The following is a 16,992-nucleotide window of genomic DNA, read 5'->3' on the forward strand; positions in this document are numbered from 1 at the left end:
TTGCTCTCACGTGGTGGACTATCAATGAAAATTCAACAAAGTATTAAAACTCTGACAAAGCATCTTCCCATTTTATTCGGATTCTATTGTTTTTCGATGCCAATATCAGCCGCACAATTATCAGTTGTCACCGAAGAGGGATCCCTGCAATATTCTAAAGACAATGAGATTACAGGTATTGCAACAGACCTTGTAAAGGCTGTACTCGAACAAGCCAATATAACAGGTGACTTTCAAATCTATCCATGGACAAGAGCTTATAATCTCGCGCAAACTCAGCCTAATGTTCTGATTTATTCAATGGCTAGAACGCCACAACGAGAAAATAAATTCAAATGGATTGGTGAAATTACCCCTCTCGACTATAAATTTTTTCGACTCAAATCTAATAACTCAATTAATCCAAAAACTCTTGAACAGGCAAAGAAATTTAGAGTCGGTGTTATTAATCAAGGCGCCATACACCATTTTGTAAATTCACATGGATTTAACGACGTTTCCGTTGTATCAAACTCAAGCGCTCATTTACGTGTATTTTTGAACAAGCGTGTTGACCTTATTATTATTAATAGTTTACGACTCGATGAGTTTTGTCAAAATACTAAAATCGATTGCGATCTGATAGAGCCAGTCATGTCGATTAATGAGATATCAAAGGGTCTATATATGGCATTAAGTCTGAAAACAGGTGATTATATACATCACCAATTGGTAACTGCGTTTCAAAAAATCAAAAGTCAGGGTACATATCAACGTATCATGCAAACTAAGGACACAGCTCAATGAGAGAACCAAAGAATCTCAATCAAAACGGAGGTCAACAGGGAAATTGGTATTTAAATCGGGCACAGCCTTTATCAATAAAACTCACTGTTGGAATATTAACAACAGTCGCTGTTTTAATTGTCACCTTCCTATTTAATGCTCAATATTCTCGCAAAGAAACAGTTCGTGGTTTTTTAATGCCTAATAAAGGCGTCATCAAAAGTTTCGCAGTCCAAGGCGGTACGATTGAGAAACTATGGGTCAAAGAAGGAGAAGTTGTTGAAAAAGGTCAAACCTTGGCAACAATGATCATTCAACAGCGCAATAGCGATGGTATTGAATTAAGCACTCAACTTGCTAAACAACTTCAAACACAACAATCATTATTGCAAGACGAAATTAAGCAACATCAAACACTCAAAACACAAGAATTAAATAGCTTGACCAGTCGTCAGCAAGCGCTTGAACTTGAAAAAATCGCCCTCAAAAACCAATTGCAATTAGCGAATGAAAAAGCTGTTTTACTACAAGAACAATTAACGCAATTTAGTAACCTAAACGCTAAAGGGTATTTATCTAACTTAGATAAAGGTCGACAAGAGCAAGCCCTACTTGAAGTGAAACAAGAGCAACAAAACTTAAACCGTTTATTGTTGCAGCAAAGCCGAGAAGTCAATCAATTGGCACACAGTATTGAAAGCGCTCCACAACAATACACACTACGAATTAACAATTTAATTCGTCAACAAAGCGAAATCACGCGTCAGTTAGCGCAAGTTGATAATAATCATCAATATACCATTACAGCAAGTAATTCTGGCACCGTCACAGGTATCCAAGTCGTAGAAGGTGAAAGCTTATCTCGTACAAAACCACTGCTACATATTTTACCAGCAGGTTCGACACTAGTTGCAGAGTTACTATTACCTACTCGCTCGGCGGGTTTTGTACAAAAAGGCCACCATGCAAAGTTACGTTTCGATGCATTTCCTTACCAACGTTTTGGCTTTATTAACAGTGAAATAAACAGAGTCGACCGCGCCCTCATTACACCCAATGAAGTGCAATTACCTATTGAATTACAAGAGCCTGTTTATCGACTACGCGCACAATTAGACACACAACATGTGCAAGCCTTCGGGAAAGATTTTAATTTGAAAAGTGGCATGTTATTCGAGGCCGATATCATGCTTGAGCAACGCACGTTAATAGAATGGTTATTAGAGCCGCTATATAGCCTAAAAGGGCGAGTGAGCTAAAGAAGAATACAACAAGGAATTCACCTTTATTAGCTTCAATATAAGCTGATAAAGAGAATAAAGCGGCTGACCAACGTTAAACTTTCGACAGACAACGAAAGTCAGCCTAACTAACCGCTAACTAAAACCGTCTACTTAAATACACGAGTAAACAAGGATAGTTAGCACTTAACTAATCTGGCAAAAGCCAGACAAAACGGAGTATAACATTATGCGCGAGCTAAATGTAAATGAAATTAAAGATGTAAATGGAGGCGCTTTTTGGATGGCTGCAGCAGCCGTAGTCACTAGCCCGGTTATAGGAGCAGCAGCAGCCACTCTAGCAGCAGGTGCAGTGGCATATGGTACATACAAGCTTTTAGAAGCAGCTTTTGAATAAATACAAGGAAATATCATGAAAGAGTTAAATTTAGAAGAAAAAATTTCAGTTACTGGTGGTAATCCGATATTGGCATACTTAGTTGTAAGATATGTACTCCAAAGAGCTGCAGTAGCTGCTACAAGGGGAGTTGTAGCAGGTGCTATTGCTTACGGGAAAGACGCACAATAAAAAATGACGCTCTAAAAGTAACGAAAAATATATTTTTCGTTACTTTTTATCAATCATGGAGTTTAAAATGTTCAAACGAAATTGTCCAAGTTGCAAAAAGCATTTAAGCTGGGACTTAAGAAAAAAGCTCTTAATACAGGACATTATTGTGTGCCCTTGGTGCACAAAACGTTTAACTCAAAGTTTTAAATATAGACTTATTAATGGTGGGGTTTACGGCGCAATCGTTGGTGTATTATTAATTACATTCTTTAATTTCGAAGCTATAGAAGTTGCCATTATTGCTATTTTTAGTGGTTCCTTTTTGCAAAAATACATAGATATTCTCTTTCCGCTAGAAGTATGTAAACATTAGTGAGAATAGTTATGAATCAATCTATTAATGTAAATAAAGATAACTTAGACTTTTCATTATTACGATCAGTACCTTTAATTCTCCAATCAGAAATAGCTGAATGTGGCCTAGCCTCAATGGCTATGATAGCAAGCTATTACGGTCACCAATTAGACATGCCCGCTATGCGTAAGCGATTTTCGGCCAATTTAAAAGGTATGAATTTACAGCAACTTATTGAGTTGGGTGACAGTCTAAATTTATCAAGCCGTGCATTACAATGTCCTATAGATGAAGTCCACAAACTTGCTACACCCTGTATTTTACACTGGGATATGAATCATTTTGTTGTACTCACTAATGTAAGTGGTAAAGGTAAAAAAGCCAGCTTCTCAATTAATGACCCTGCCGTTGGCAAGCGCACACTTAACTTTGAAGAGTTTAGCAAACATTTCACAGGTATTTGTTTAGAACTCACGCCAACCAGTAAATTTGAGAAAAAACAAGAAAAAGAACAAATGAAGCTCTCACAATTGTGGAGCAAGATGTCTGGTTTGAAATCGGGCTTAATCAAACTCATTGCTTTGTCGTTAGTGTTACAGTTATTTACCCTAATGACCCCTTATTATATGCAATGGGTGGTGGATGAAGTATTAGTGAGTTTTGATGAATCATTACTAACAGTACTCGCGCTCGGGTTTGGGTTTATAGCGATTATTTCCGTAGTCACCACTGCTGTGCGCAGTTGGCTTATTTTACGACTATCAAGTCTGCTTAACATGCAAATGGGCGTTAACCTTTTGCGGCACCTATTACGCTTGCCGATGAATTATTTTGAATCTCGCCATGTTGGCGATGTTGTATCCCGCTTTGGCTCGCTAGCGCAAATTCGTGAACGTATTACCACTGGTTTCGTTGAAACATTAGTTGATGGTGTAATGGCGCTCACCGTATTAGTTATGATGTTTGTGTATTCAATCAAGCTGACAGCTGTCGTGTTAGGCGCTATTGCCATTTACACCATTATTCGCTTGACGCTATACCGGCCGCTTCATCAAGCAACAGAGGAAATGATTCAAAGTAGTGCTAAAGAGCAAAGTAGCTTCTTAGAAAACATTCGCGGTATGCAAACTATTAAATTATTCGGCAACGAATCTCAGCGTCAAGGTATTTGGCAAAATCGTTATGCCGATGTCATCAATAGTGAAATACGTTTAGGACGCCTAAATATTAGCTTTGATGCCGTTAATAAACTCTTGTTTGGCCTTGAGAACGTCTTAGTTATTTACTTTGCTGCTTTACTCGTAATGAGCAACGACTTATCCGTCGGTATGGTACTGGCCTTTATTGCTTATAAAGGACAACTAACTAATCGCTTTGCAAACCTAATTGAACAGATTATTCAATTTAAAATGATGCGCTTACATTTAGATCGTATTAGTGATATTGCCTTAACACCACTCGAACAACATCGTGAAGGGCAGGCCACTTTCAATCTAAATGAAGAAGGTAAATCAAGTGGAGAGATTAGCCTGCAAGATGTTTGTTTTAGTTATGAGGAAGGAGAATCAGCGATATTAACCAACGTTAATTTAACGATTAACGCTGGCGATTCTGTCGCTATAACTGGCCCTTCTGGTTGTGGTAAAACAACGCTTATGAAAATAATGCTAGGGTTGTTACAACCAACATCTGGCAAGGTGCTGTTGGATGGCAAAAATATTAATCAATTAGGCCTAAAAAACTATCGCAAGGCCATTGCTGCAGTGATGCAAGATGATACGTTATTAGCAGGTTCTATTGGCGATAACATCAGCTTTTTCGATCCACAACCAAACTATCCATTAATTGAACGAAGTGCTCAACACGCCGCGATTAATGATGACATCACCAACATGACCATGGGATATAACTCAATGGTGGGTGACATGGGGTCTAATTTATCAGGCGGTCAAATTCAGCGATTATTATTAGCTCGTGCATTATATCAATCCCCTTGTGTACTATTTATGGACGAAGCAACTAGCCATTTAGATTCTAAAAATGAAGCAAAAATTAGTGAGCAAATACAGCATTTATCGATGACTAGAATCATGATTGCTCATCGTAAAGAGACCATTGAAAAAGCTGAAAAGATATTTGAATTAGTTAACGGAAACTTAATTAACGTTAATGAAAAATATCCAAAAACAGCAAACTAAATATTCATCTTTATTGGCTTAAAATAAGTTGACAAAGAGAATAAAGCAGCTGATCAACGTTAAACTTTCGACAGACAACGACAGTCAGCCTAACTAACCGCTAGTTAAAATAAATTACTCAAATTTAAGGTAAAGAACTAAACTAGCACTTAACTAATCTGGCAAGCGCCAGACAAAACGGAGTATAAAATTATGCGTGAATTAACTTTAAATGAGATTGATAAAGTAACTGGTGGTAAAAGACTTACGGAAGAACAGGTTATCAGAGAAGAAGGTTGGTTCTGGGACACTTGCTATTCGAAGAAACCGAATGGCTCAAAAGGTTCAAAAGTAAGATGTCCAGATAAAGAAAAATAAGATATGGAGGGTAGTTAATGATTATTATAATTTTAGTCGCAGCTATTGCTATAGTTCTATATATGATGAATTTAAGTGGGGAATTAGCCATTTTTTGGGACCCCGCTTCATTTACACTATTATTGCTAATGGCTTTATTGCTCGCTTTTGGGACTACTCAAAAATCTAGTATCAAAGACGCCGCTTTTATTTTAGCAGGCAAAAAACTTGCCGCTATAACTCGCTATGAGCAAGTAGCATTATTTTGGAATAACTTCGGAAATTTCTCCTTGATCGGTGGAATATTATTAAGTATCACTTCATGGATTGCGCTAAGCGCGACTATCGAAAATTTGGCAATATTTGGAGATGCGTTTTCATTGGCAAGTTTACCCTTGTGTTATGGGATAGGATTTAGAATGATAGGCCTCTTTTTAAGCTCAAATGCACGAAATAAAATGATCTCGTAAAAAAGACTTAATTAACAAAGGCCACTTTATTTAAAGGCAATTAATTTGCACAATAACATGGCCTTTTTTGAGGAGATATTGTTCGTCATGAAGCAGTACCGTTCCCGCCATAATCCAGTAGATAAATTGTATAATCCGCAGGCAAGATAATTTTTCTTTCCAACTATCAAAATTCAGTTCAGTAATTATACAACAACCCCATTTTTAATCACCTGAGCGCACGGATTAACACCAAATTGATAACTCAATTGCGCTGGGTGTTCGATATCCCACAGCACTAAATCAGCTTGTTTACCAACGGCTAAGGTACCTACTTTATCTTGGATTCCCAATGCTTTAGCGGCGTTTATTGTCACCCCCGATAGCGCTTCATACGGTGTCATTCTAAATAATGTACACGCCATATTTAGCATCAACTGTAATGAACACAGCGGAGACGAACCGGGGTTGGCATCGGTAGCAATCGCCATTGGTACTTGGTGCTTGCGTAATAAATCAAAAGGTGGTTGTTTCGTTTCACGAAGAAAATAGAAAGCACCTGGCAATACTACGGCGACAGTACCAGATTCTTTAATGGCTTTAACGCCCGCTTCATCAAGATACTCGATATGATCAACAGATAGTGCGTTAAATTCAGCAGCCATCTCACTGCCGCCCAAATTCGACATTTGCTCGGCGTGTAATTTCACAGGCAGATTATATTTTTTCGCGGCTTCAAAGACACGTTTGGTTTGCGCTAAATCAAAACCCACTGATTCACAAAAAGCATCGACCGCATCAGCAAGGTTTTCTTGAGCGACTGCTTCAAACATTTCACCGCACACTAAATCAATGTAACCATCAGCATTATCTTTAAATTCAGGCGGCAGTGCATGGGCGCCTAAGAATGTCGTTTTCACATCGACAGGATGGTGCTCACCAAGTAATCGCGCGATGCGAAGCATCTTAATTTCTGTTTCTGTATCAAGACCATAACCAGATTTAACTTCAACCGTGGTGACACCTTCTTTCATTAACGCATTAAGACGATCTTTAGCTGCAACATATAGCGTTTCTTCGTCGGCTTCACGTGTTGCTTTGACCGTTGAAACGATACCGCCACCAGCAACAGCGATTTCTTGATAAGTCGCGCCTTCAAGGCGCATCTCAAATTCTTTGGCACGATTACCTCCATAAACAATATGGGTATGACAATCGATTAATCCCGGCGTGATCCAGCCGCCCTTACCTTGATAAGTAGGTGTTGAAAAGGCATCAAATGTTGGAATATCTGCACGTTTGCCTAACCATGCAATTTTTCCATCTTTAATGGCAATAGCTGCATTTTCAATAATGCCGTAATCTGTTTCATTAATGGTGGCAAGGTTTACGTCAATCCACACGCTATCAAATTCATTATTTAGAGACATAAGGCTTCACTTAATTGTTATCATTACCGACGGAGTATAAAGTAATACCAAAATAATACCCACCACCACTTGTATATACAAGTGTGTGTACAATTTTATATTGACTAACTTTGGACACGAGATTAATGATCCTTGCAAAATTCGAACAAATTAAACAATACATCTGTCAACAAGTGGAACTAGGTCATTTGAAAGAACACGATCGCGTACCCTCTGAAAATGCATTGTCAGAGCAATTTGTTTGTAGCCGAATGACAGCACGTCGAGCTATCACAGAATTATGCGATACAGGTTTATTAGTTCGTAGCCAAGGACGTGGAACTTTCGTCGCGACACTAAAATCTCAAACCTCATTAATGGAAATTCGTAATATTAGTGACGAAATCAGAGAGCGTGGGCATGACTATAGTGTTGAAGTTATTAGCCTAAAAGACGTCAAAGCAACGCAAGATGTTGCGATTACACTCGATATTGAAAAAGACACGTCTGTATTTTGCTCTACCCTTGTTCACCTCGAAGATAAAGTACCTGTACAACTGGAAGTGCGCTACGTAAACCCTCGGTTAGTGCCGAATTATTTAAGCAATGATTTTACATTGCATACACCACACGAGTTTTTAAGTATGGCCGCCCCCTTAACTGAAGCAGAACACATCATTGAAGCGATCATGCCAACATCATTGACAGCTAAGCTATTAAAGCTGGCCCAGTTTGAACCCTGCCTTCAAATAAAACGTCGCACTTTTAGTTCGAAAGGCGTTGTGAGTTTTGCGACCCTCACTCACCCAAGTAGCCGCTTTAGAATTGGTGGCCGTTTTAGTGTTAACAGTTAGTGGGTGTCAAAAATGAGCTATGCAAGCATCGCTATTGACTTTTATCGTTGATTTAAAAGTACTTTTCCAAATTTAGGGAACGATGCATAACAAATAAATTGCACCATGAACTGGCGCACTCATTAGTTTTAACTATCCCAATGTAAAGTCTAATCGCAACGTTTGTTTCTTGGCTGCAACAGCTTTGCCATCAACAAACTTTGGCGCATAACGCCACTGCTCTAATGCCAATTTCCCTTCTTTAATAAAGGCTTTACCCTCATATTCAAGCGTTTTTATATCATCAATAGTGCCAATATCGGTAATGGTAAACTCAAATACAACATAGCCACTTATTCCTTTTCTTACCATGTCCAATGGGTATCTTGGATTTACACGGTAAATGGGCGTTGCTTCTTGTGAATCATCCCATGGTGTCATTCTACCAATTGCCAAAGTATGCTTAGTCGCTTCATCAGGCATTCTCTTTCCTTCATAGGCTTGAACCAAAAATGCGTGGGTAGCAAGTTCTAATGGATGAGTAGCGCCTTCAATTTTGTCAAAAATAGGTAAATTAGAAGTCAACATTTCAATAGCATTATTGCGCTTTTCAAAGGATAAGTAGTATTTCCCAGCCCAAAATTTAGCTTCAACGACACGCGTGTCATTCTTTGGAAATTTATTGGATAAATAATCTAACGCTTTAAGTACAACCTTTCCTTTTTTACTTCCAAGGTTGATGTATTCCTTACCAATACTTAATCTTGTTGCAGCTGCCAATAAAGGAGATTTCTCTTCTGCTTCATCTGCAATATCTAATGCTTCACTTAGATACCTTTTACGTTTTCTATTATCATTCCAACCAATTGATTTAGAAAAAGAGTAGTACAAGTCGATTAACTCTTTGCTCTCTTCGCCATAAGTATCTTTGTAAATTTGAGCAATAAAAGATTCCAACTCATCGCTATGCTTAAACTCTTTTAGTTTGTGTAATGTCACAACATAATTTAAGGCTAGTTTTGCAGAGTTAATATGCGTATCGCCATATAACTTTCTACCCAGTTCATAAGCTTCTTTTGCAGCAGTCTTTTGGTGTGTTAGGTCGTTAGAGTTTAGTGATGATTTATAGCTTTGATAGGCAGTTTTGAACTGTTGTTGCAATTCTGCCGAGTTATTGGCGTAGGCAATTGTGAAAAATTGTGCAATAACAAAAATATAAATGCATAGCTTCATGGCGCAATCCTTTGTCTTTTGTTGTTTAGTTAGTAATATAATCTTTTTAAAAGAACACGATACCACTGATAGCAATATCGTGTAAGTCTCTTATTTTTTAAGCGACTCAATCCAAGTCATCACATCGGAATCAACAACCGACATGGGTCTAGCCCCCTTAAGCAAGATTAGATCATGGAAAGCTTTAATATCAAACTTATCACCTAGTTCACGCTCTGCTGTTTGGCGTAGTTCTACAAACTTCAACATGCCCAGTTTGTAACCTAACGCTTGTCCTGGCCACGCCATGTAACGTTCAATTTCTGAGGTTACATCGGATAATCCTGTGCCTGTGGTGGTATGGAAATAATCAATGGCTTCTTCGCGGGTCCACTTTTTATAATGTAAACCAGTGTCGACAACTAAACGTACTGCGCGGTATAGCTCAGCTTGTAAACGACCTAGATTTCCCCAAACATCGCCTTCATACATGCCCATTTCAAGTGCTACTAACTCTGAATACAGTGCCCAACCTTCAACAAAACCGTTAAACGGTGCGTTTTGGCGCATCAAACCAATATCTGTTTGTTCCATATTCAAAGCAATTTGGAAGTGATGTCCTGGTGCTGCTTCGTGATAAGTCAGCGTTTTTAAGCTAAATTTAGGCACTTCTTTCATATTACGAAGATTGATAGAAAACTCACCTTTACGTGAACCATCTAGGGTTGGCGGCGTGTAAAATCCACCGGGAGCACCTGCTTCAGTCACTTTAGGTATGCGTTTTACTTCAACACCAATGGTCGGCATAGTCGCAAAAAGTTGCGGTGCCTTTTCCATAATGATATTAATTTCTTGGTTAAGATAATCCAATAATTCTTGGCGGCCTTCGTCGGAATCAGCAAACAATTGTTTTGGATCTTCAGCCAAGGCAACCATGCGTTCGCCAACGCTGCCCGTGGTTAATCCTTGTGATCCTAAAAGTGCATCCATCTCATCGCTGATACGTTTGACTTCACTTAAACCAATCTCGTGAATTTGCGCGGCACTAAGATCAGAATCACCTAAGAATTTAATTTCATGCTGGTAAAACTCACTACCATTGGGCTGTGCCCAAATACCATCACCAACTGGCGCTTTTTCTCTTAGCGATTTCATTAAATCATTAACATTTTGATAAGCTGGATAAACCTGCTGACTTACAACGTTATGAGCACGTAGCATTAACGCTTTTACCATTCGTTCATCGCCAATACTTGCTTGTGCGAGTTTGCTTTCAAAACTGGTCATTAATGAATGTTTATCAACTTTTGGCGCGACAAACGCATTTAAAAACTTGAGGGTATTTGGAAATAGTTTCTTCGGTAAAATAACGCCATTATTTGCATCATAAGCCACTTTCTCGCGCACCTGTTCTACCATCACGGCAAGTGCTTCTAAACGCATAATATAGTCATTAGCTTGTGCTAAATTAGTCACTGGCTGTTGATTTTCAAGGATTTTAGGAATATCAATCAATGGGCCCGCAATTTGACTCACAATAAAAGGTAAATGTCCGCCCCATGTATCAATATAACCGGCATCAAAATTCTGTGAACCAGCATAGTAATTGTCGATGACCTGATTCACTTGCAAATGCAGTTTACTGTCAGCGGGTAATCCAGCCAACTCAACATTTTCTAATGCTAACGCCGCCTTTTTCATGGTGTTTTGCAGCTTCTTCATACCCTCTGGAGAATAATCCGGTAATTGTTGATTGTAATGCGCAACATAGTCATTACTTAAATTCAATGATGTTGCCAAAGCAGGTTGTTGCAACACATAAGCTAACGTATGTTTTTCAATCATTGCATTAACCGCAGCCGCGCTCAAAGACTGTTTGGTCGTTAATTGAGAAATGGGTTCTTGGTTTGATGACGGAGTTGATGTTGTGCAGCCAGTAATAGTAGCAATGACAGTTAATGCTAAAATAGATTTTTTCATTATTGTTATATTCCTACGAAAGATCATAGAAATATAACAGTTGCCCAACAATAGTGCTAATGAATCAAAGCGAGAGGTTGAGGCGCACCAAGCCAGTCTCCCTGCACATAATCAACGCCAATTTCTTGCAGACATTTAAGGGTTTCTTCGTCTTCAACAAAGGTAGCAACTGTTGATTTATCAACAACATGAGCAATTTCATTAATAGCACGTACTGTTGCTTTATTGACGGCCTGATCAGCTAAGCAACTGACCAAGGTACCGTCAATCTTAACGACATCAACTGGCAAACTCTTGATGTGACCTAACAGAGATGCATCACCGCCAAAATTATCTAACGTAAAGCGGGTGTTGTATTTAGCAAGTTCAGCCATAAAGTTCACTACATCCTGCAAGTTTTCATGGGCTGACATTTCAGTGATCTCAAAACTAATATTGGCACCGTCAATGTCGTATTGCTTTAGTTTTGCCACAACATACTGTAAAAAATCGCCATTACTCACTGAAATAGTCGATAAATTGATATTACAACGCACTCCCTCAAGAGTTTGACGATTCATTGCTATCCATGAAAATGCACGGCTAACAACCCAGCGGTCGATAGTCATCAAGGCATCGAAACGACGAGCTAAATGTAGAAACTGACTCGCCGTGATTAACCCACCTTGATGGCGCAATCGCAATAGAAATTCGTAACTAACAACACGGGTTCTATCAGCTATCTTAAACACTGGTTGTGCATATAATTCGAATCGTTCTTCGTTAATAGACTCTCTTAACGCGCTAAGCTCTATATCTTTTTCATTGAGCATATGAGAATCACAGTCATAGCGATAAACCGTATTTCGCCCTGCTTTTTTAGCGCAATAACAAGCGTCATCAGCTGCCGTTAAAATCTCTTTATAGGTTTGTGTATTATGCGTAAATTTGGTGATGCCTATACTCGCGCCAACTTTATACTCAACACCTTTCCAGACAAACGAATAAGCAGCAATAGCATCACAAATTTTTTGGGCTATCTCGACGCCTTTTTCAAGATTACAATTGGTCATAATAACCGTAAATTCATCACCGCCAATTCGGCAAATAACATCATTGCGACGAACACCAAGTTTCAATAATGCGGCGATATTTTTTAATAATTCATCACCAGCTGGATGACCACATTCATCATTAACTATTTTAAAGAAATCAAGGTCAAGGTAACAAAGGACATGCTCAGTTGGTTCATGGTTTTCAGGTAAATCAATGAGCTTGTGCATCGACCGTTCAAATTCAACGCGGTTAACTAAGCCTGTTAATGAATCATGACTCGCCTGATAGGACAGCTCTAATGAATACTGATGTTTTTCCGTAATATCTTCCGACGCCAATAAAATACGAGGTTGTCCATTATCAATTTCAACAACTTGCGCAGACTGCTTAACCCAGATGACATTACCATCTTGCGTTATTACGCGTATTTCCCATTCGTGAAGCTCACTAGACTGTGAAAAACAAACGGATAAAAAGTGATCCACCAGCTCTTTATCATCTTCACAATACAATTGATGAAGCTTGCTATTCACTAAATCTTGCGTTTTATAACCAAGTTTTTTAGTCACAAATGCATTCGCTGAATTTATATTAAATGATTGATCTACTGTGAAAAACATAGAAGGCGTTTGATCGTAAAGAACCTGTAACCAAGACTCGTTCGGCTGTTGAATAACCGTTCCTTTTTCCATATCAGTCATATCGCGACAAGACATGACAGCGCCGACAATCTCACCTTGTTGATCGTAGTAAGGATGATGTTTAGCGTGCAATACCATCTCTTTACCTTGTAAATCATGGCTAACAAACTCAACACTATCAATAATTCCTGCAAAGGCTTTATCTAAACTTGGCTTGATAATGGTTTCAAAATTCTTTTCACCATGTAGCAAGGCAACAGGTCGTTGAATGACATGCTCCTTTGGCAATCCAAATTTGTTTTTATATGCATCATTCACGGCACAAAAGTTATAATTTTTATCAATAAAACTCAGTAAATCAGACGTTCCTTCTAAAATGCTAGTGTAGTAATCAAGTTGACGCTGAGTTGTTTGATTCTCTAATTCGCGAGACGCACTTAATGAAAAGCTGTCCAATAACGACTTAACTGATTGAATGCGATCGACTTCTGTCTTAGTCATTACGCCTAACACACCAATCACTTGATTATTTTTTCCGAATAAATAGATACCAATAACACAGCTGACAATTTGTGATTGTTTAGCACTTAATGGCAATTCTGTTGGTTGCATCTGCAAAACATATGGCTGGCGAACCGTTGGTGGGACATTAGAAATTGGCAAACAATATTGATTGAGTGATAACTCACATTCTCGTTCAGTCATCGCCTTAATATTCACATTTACAAAATCAGGATCAGCCACACTACCTATAAATGCATAATCAACGTTGAGATAACGGGTCATGAGCTTAACAAGCTCACTAAAATAGAGCTCACCTTTTGGCAAAGAAAGACCGAGATTAAGCATGTCAATTTTAGTAGCCTGCTGCCCTCGCTCTAACTCGTTTGCCAATCTAAATGTTGCTGCATTAATTGCCGTTCTCTGGGCGGCATAGCTAAACTTTGCCTTTGAATTCATAAACGCGAGATGGCCGATTACTTTATGGCGAGCATTGAGAATTGGCATGATGAAATGATGATTAAACTGCTGTCCATTAACAGTAATCAAGCTTGGTTCAGTTAACCTTTCAACAGAATTTCCGGTTAAGAGATCGTTTACCGTATTATTATCAATACAATAATTCGCATCATAAAGCTGCTTTTGATTACTAAAAGCAGCCTGCACATTAACATGCTGTTTATAAACAATGCCGAAGGTTGCAATCACTACACATTCAACATCAAAGCATTTTGCAAGATAAGACGACGCTTGAACAAAAAATTCTTCACGTGGCATCTTACAAAAATCCTGCACAATTTGATTGTCATCTATCTTTGCTGGCATATTTACGCTCATTCCTGTCACTCCTTTCCTCACAAGAGGAGGATTAGACTACTTATTGAGTTTTCCGAAATTAAAATATAGTCTACAAATCTAATTTTTGTGTAAGAAGTGCACGATAAATCGGCTGAATTCAAAGGGAAAACACCATGTCTGATAATAACTCACCCCATATCGTAGCGAGCTATGCCAGTATCAATCAGAAAAAAAGCGCTGGTAAAGAAGGTTTAGATAACAAAATCAAACAACTACGTAATATTTCTATCACGCCAATTACACTGACCATAGATCCACTTTCAACCCCTTGGACTAGCGAACAGAAAGACAATCATTTTCGCAGCGGTTGTGCGCCAATCATGGCGCTAGCATATGCTTATCACCTCATAGAACAAGGCAATCACGCGGTTGTCATTCAAGCCGATGAGCCTCTTAAAACAGGTTATACGCGAGAAGAACGTCATCAATTAATGGCGGTTTATAACGACGAAACGACAATCGCCGATCTCTATAATGATTTAGCAATGGAGTTCATCAACAACCATCAGCTCAATGAAGATAAATTTAAAGCAATTTCATCGGCGTTGTTCGAAAACTACCAAGCGACCTATCAACAACATATTGATGAGCGGCAAGCACATTTCTCACTGCCATCAGCACAATGGTTTAATAATGTAACGTCGTTATTTAGAGGAGTCGATTGCGCTAATCCATTAATCGACTTCGAGGGGAAATTACTCATTTGTAGCAAAGAAATCGTTGAGCAATTAGCGTTTGGGTCGTCAATTGAAATTGCAGGTGTTAATTGCCAACAAATTACGACAGAAAATGAAGTAAAAGACCTTAAAACCATATGTAAATACAATCATTTAAGCACTGCAATCGAGCAAGCATCTATTCAAGCAAAGATTAACTTTTCTCAACAATTTTTACAGGATAATGCACTTCTTGAGGTATACACTTGCTACCCAATAGTGCCAATGGCATTTTTACAGTCCAGCGGGATTGTAAACTCGGTTGCTGAGATTCCACCATTACTTAATGATTATTCAGTCACCGTTACTGGCGGCATGAATTTAGCGCGGGCACCATGGAATGCCCCAAGCCTCAATGCACTAATAACCATGGCTGAAAAACTCTTAATAGGCGACAAAGAGTATGGCTTAGTGCACGGCAATGGCGGTTTGGGTTACCGCCAAGGTGTTGCTATTTTAAAGAAGAGTTAATTACTGTAATAACTCATGATTTTCAGGAAGTTGTGACACAATCCATAACACAAGACGGTGCTTTAAATTAGGGCCGTCTTCTTTATCTTCAGGTAACGGACTAATCAACTTATCGTTAACTAAGAGGCGATAAATTGCTTCTACTTTATCTTTATTCGATTCTGCTTTATCTAAACCGCCATAACCGCGTTTAGTGGCATACGCCCTACCCAATTGCATCGCAAGCTTGAGTAATTTATCTTCATTCTTATGCTTTTTCATTGGCGCTTTCCCTTAATCACTTCAATCTGTTAGCTACTAATACCATTAATTGCATTAAATATTTGCCCACTTGTACTTGTTAAAATTAACTAAAATGGCGTTGCTCTCAATCCTAATAGCCAGCTATTAGTCAATCGAGCGCCTTGTTTTAGCTGATTTTCTCTACGCACAACAAGATCACTTACTTAATGCAATTGGTATAAACTAACCCAAATTTGTTATTTTTCAATCTCTTCTTTCGCTAACTTCCACAATGATTCATTCAATGGCTGCTTCAAACGTTTCTTAAGGCAACAAATCACCACCTCAAACGGCTCCAGCGCAGGCGATACATCCATAATTTGAATTGAATCTTTTAACGGGCTGTTATCCAAAACAATTTTAGGCACTAAACCAACACCAAACCCTAAACTCACCATGCTCACAATAGCCTCATTACCAGCCACTTCAGAATAAATATTGGGCTTAATGTTCTTGCGCCTAAACCATTTATCTAATCGTTTTCTCGCAATGCCCTGTTCAGGAACAATAAGCGGTAGCTTATTCCAATTAAACTGCCCACTATCAACCTGTGCTTGCACTTCACAGCGATCAACAGGCGCTATAAACACCAATGGCGACACACCAATGGTTTGAAATGCCATATTACTCGGCAGCACATCTGGTTTAGCAGCAATCGCCATATCTTCTTGCTCATTAGTCACCCGTGGAATTGACTGCACAACATCACCGGTGCGCAGCTTTATTTCAACTTTCGGATATTGCTGGCGATAACGCGCTAATATTTGATGCAAAAAGCTATGGCTCGCCGTCACAGAGCAATAAATACTCAGCTCACCAAGCAACTCCTCACTGTCTCCCTCAAGTGAATGTTTAAATACATCCCACTGTGCCAGTGACGATTTAGCATATTGAACGAATAGGTTTCCCTCTCGCGTTAACGCCACCGTTCTATTGTCTCGGTCAAACAATACAACACCAAGTTGTTGTTCTAACTGCTGAATATTACGACTTAACGTTGATGGGCTAACATGACACGCCTCACTCGCTTGAGCAAAGTGCAAGCTGTCTGCCAGTGCTAAGAACATTTTTAGTTGTTTATTATCCATGGAATGACCGTATCTAACGTTTCACTATTTGCAACACTGTAGCCCGTATATATCATTTTACGCAAGAGAATA

At 38.8% G+C, this 16,992-nt stretch carries 16 protein-coding genes; 10 read left to right on the plus strand and 6 right to left on the minus strand.

Translation table 11 applies throughout. The annotated features are described in order from the left end of the window. Positions 1–24 precede the first annotated feature (24 nt). The 8 genes from ACMAZF_RS19095 to ACMAZF_RS19130 all read left to right on the plus strand — a co-directional run bounded on the left by ACMAZF_RS19095 (position 25) and on the right by ACMAZF_RS19130 (position 5,915). Positions 25–786, plus strand: a complete 762-nt coding sequence (locus tag ACMAZF_RS19095; protein WP_435275290.1) for a substrate-binding periplasmic protein — start codon at positions 25–27, stop codon at positions 784–786. Then, positions 783–2,024, plus strand: a complete 1,242-nt coding sequence (locus ACMAZF_RS19100; protein WP_435275291.1) for an HlyD family efflux transporter periplasmic adaptor subunit — start codon at positions 783–785, stop codon at positions 2,022–2,024. The genes ACMAZF_RS19095 and ACMAZF_RS19100 overlap by 4 nt, the downstream gene beginning before the upstream one ends. Before the next feature lie 211 nt (positions 2,025–2,235). Next, positions 2,236–2,403: a class IIb bacteriocin, lactobin A/cerein 7B family gene (locus ACMAZF_RS19105; RefSeq protein ID WP_435275292.1), complete on the plus strand. Its 168-nt coding sequence runs from the start codon at positions 2,236–2,238 to the stop codon at positions 2,401–2,403. A gap of 15 nt (positions 2,404–2,418) precedes the next feature. After that, entirely contained in the window at positions 2,419–2,574 is a 156-nt protein-coding gene (locus tag ACMAZF_RS19110; RefSeq protein WP_435275293.1) for a hypothetical protein, read from the plus strand. A 67-nt stretch (positions 2,575–2,641) separates the two neighbouring features. After that, positions 2,642–2,929 (plus strand): hypothetical protein, encoded by a 288-nt coding sequence (locus ACMAZF_RS19115; RefSeq protein ID WP_435275294.1) that lies wholly within the window; start codon positions 2,642–2,644, stop codon positions 2,927–2,929. Positions 2,930–2,940: 11 nt separating this feature from the next. Continuing rightward, on the plus strand, positions 2,941–5,109 hold the full coding sequence (locus ACMAZF_RS19120; RefSeq protein WP_435275295.1) for a peptidase domain-containing ABC transporter: 2,169 nt from the start codon (positions 2,941–2,943) through the stop codon (positions 5,107–5,109). Positions 5,110–5,301: 192 nt separating this feature from the next. Continuing rightward, positions 5,302–5,466 carry a hypothetical protein gene (locus tag ACMAZF_RS19125; protein ID WP_435275296.1) on the plus strand — a complete coding sequence of 55 codons (165 nt, stop codon included), beginning with the start codon at positions 5,302–5,304 and terminating at the stop codon, positions 5,464–5,466. A 17-nt stretch (positions 5,467–5,483) separates the two neighbouring features. Then, positions 5,484–5,915, plus strand: coding sequence for a hypothetical protein (locus ACMAZF_RS19130; protein WP_435275297.1), 432 nt, complete (start codon positions 5,484–5,486; stop codon positions 5,913–5,915). A gap of 185 nt (positions 5,916–6,100) precedes the next feature. Here the strand turns inward: ACMAZF_RS19130 and hutI are convergent, their stop codons facing one another. Then, positions 6,101–7,324: an imidazolonepropionase gene (gene hutI, locus ACMAZF_RS19135; RefSeq protein WP_435275298.1), complete on the minus strand. Its 1,224-nt coding sequence runs from the start codon at positions 7,322–7,324 to the stop codon at positions 6,101–6,103. Positions 7,325–7,449: 125 nt separating this feature from the next. Here hutI and hutC point away from each other — a divergent pair, with 125 nt between their 5' ends. Beyond that, a complete protein-coding gene (hutC, locus tag ACMAZF_RS19140; RefSeq protein ID WP_435275299.1) occupies positions 7,450–8,157 on the plus strand; it encodes a histidine utilization repressor in 708 nt (235 codons plus the stop codon). 132 nt (positions 8,158–8,289) lie between these two features. Here the strand turns inward: hutC and ACMAZF_RS19145 are convergent, their stop codons facing one another. From ACMAZF_RS19145 to ACMAZF_RS19155, 3 genes are all read right to left on the minus strand, one after another. Next, positions 8,290–9,369, minus strand: coding sequence for an energy transducer TonB (locus tag ACMAZF_RS19145; RefSeq protein ID WP_435275300.1), 1,080 nt, complete (start codon positions 9,367–9,369; stop codon positions 8,290–8,292). 90 nt (positions 9,370–9,459) lie between these two features. Next, complete coding sequence (locus tag ACMAZF_RS19150) at positions 9,460–11,331, minus strand: DUF885 domain-containing protein (RefSeq protein ID WP_435277288.1); 1,872 nt, start codon at positions 11,329–11,331, stop codon at positions 9,460–9,462. Between the two features lie 53 nt (positions 11,332–11,384). Continuing rightward, positions 11,385–14,342, minus strand: a complete 2,958-nt coding sequence (locus tag ACMAZF_RS19155; protein ID WP_435275301.1) for a sensor domain-containing protein — start codon at positions 14,340–14,342, stop codon at positions 11,385–11,387. A 134-nt stretch (positions 14,343–14,476) separates the two neighbouring features. Between ACMAZF_RS19155 and ACMAZF_RS19160 the strand changes: the two genes are divergently transcribed. Then, complete coding sequence (locus ACMAZF_RS19160; RefSeq protein ID WP_435275302.1) at positions 14,477–15,550, plus strand: hypothetical protein; 1,074 nt, start codon at positions 14,477–14,479, stop codon at positions 15,548–15,550. On the opposite strand, the gene ACMAZF_RS19165 is transcribed toward ACMAZF_RS19160, so the two are convergent. Together ACMAZF_RS19165 and ilvY are read right to left on the minus strand one after the other, a co-directional pair. After that, positions 15,551–15,811 carry a DUF5062 family protein gene (locus ACMAZF_RS19165; protein WP_435275303.1) on the minus strand — a complete coding sequence of 87 codons (261 nt, stop codon included), beginning with the start codon at positions 15,809–15,811 and terminating at the stop codon, positions 15,551–15,553. 218 nt (positions 15,812–16,029) lie between these two features. Further along, positions 16,030–16,920 (minus strand): HTH-type transcriptional activator IlvY, encoded by an 891-nt coding sequence (gene ilvY / locus ACMAZF_RS19170; protein ID WP_435275304.1) that lies wholly within the window; start codon positions 16,918–16,920, stop codon positions 16,030–16,032. Between the last annotated feature and the right edge of the window lie 72 nt (positions 16,921–16,992).

It is taken from the genome of Psychrobium sp. nBUS_13, from assembly GCF_051201665.1.
GTDB lineage: Bacteria > Pseudomonadota > Gammaproteobacteria > Enterobacterales > Psychrobiaceae > Psychrobium.

What these genes read in the sequence shown, in the direction of transcription:
- ACMAZF_RS19110 (WP_435275293.1), top strand. Translation starts at nt 2,419, where the DNA reads ATGAAAGAGTTAAATTTAGAAGAAAAAATTTCAGTTACTGGTGGTAAT.
- hutI (WP_435275298.1), bottom strand. Translation starts at nt 7,324, where the DNA reads ATGTCTCTAAATAATGAATTTGATAGCGTGTGGATTGACGTAAACCTT.
- ACMAZF_RS19130 (WP_435275297.1), top strand. Translation starts at nt 5,484, where the DNA reads ATGATTATTATAATTTTAGTCGCAGCTATTGCTATAGTTCTATATATG.
- ACMAZF_RS19105 (WP_435275292.1), top strand. Translation starts at nt 2,236, where the DNA reads ATGCGCGAGCTAAATGTAAATGAAATTAAAGATGTAAATGGAGGCGCT.
- ACMAZF_RS19100 (WP_435275291.1), top strand. Translation starts at nt 783, where the DNA reads ATGAGAGAACCAAAGAATCTCAATCAAAACGGAGGTCAACAGGGAAAT.
- ACMAZF_RS19120 (WP_435275295.1), top strand. Translation starts at nt 2,941, where the DNA reads ATGAATCAATCTATTAATGTAAATAAAGATAACTTAGACTTTTCATTA.
- ACMAZF_RS19155 (WP_435275301.1), bottom strand. Translation starts at nt 14,342, where the DNA reads ATGAGCGTAAATATGCCAGCAAAGATAGATGACAATCAAATTGTGCAG.
- ACMAZF_RS19165 (WP_435275303.1), bottom strand. Translation starts at nt 15,811, where the DNA reads ATGAAAAAGCATAAGAATGAAGATAAATTACTCAAGCTTGCGATGCAA.
- ACMAZF_RS19125 (WP_435275296.1), top strand. Translation starts at nt 5,302, where the DNA reads ATGCGTGAATTAACTTTAAATGAGATTGATAAAGTAACTGGTGGTAAA.
- hutC (WP_435275299.1), top strand. Translation starts at nt 7,450, where the DNA reads ATGATCCTTGCAAAATTCGAACAAATTAAACAATACATCTGTCAACAA.
- ACMAZF_RS19095 (WP_435275290.1), top strand. Translation starts at nt 25, where the DNA reads ATGAAAATTCAACAAAGTATTAAAACTCTGACAAAGCATCTTCCCATT.
- ACMAZF_RS19160 (WP_435275302.1), top strand. Translation starts at nt 14,477, where the DNA reads ATGTCTGATAATAACTCACCCCATATCGTAGCGAGCTATGCCAGTATC.
- ACMAZF_RS19115 (WP_435275294.1), top strand. Translation starts at nt 2,642, where the DNA reads ATGTTCAAACGAAATTGTCCAAGTTGCAAAAAGCATTTAAGCTGGGAC.
- ilvY (WP_435275304.1), bottom strand. Translation starts at nt 16,920, where the DNA reads ATGGATAATAAACAACTAAAAATGTTCTTAGCACTGGCAGACAGCTTG.
- ACMAZF_RS19145 (WP_435275300.1), bottom strand. Translation starts at nt 9,369, where the DNA reads ATGAAGCTATGCATTTATATTTTTGTTATTGCACAATTTTTCACAATT.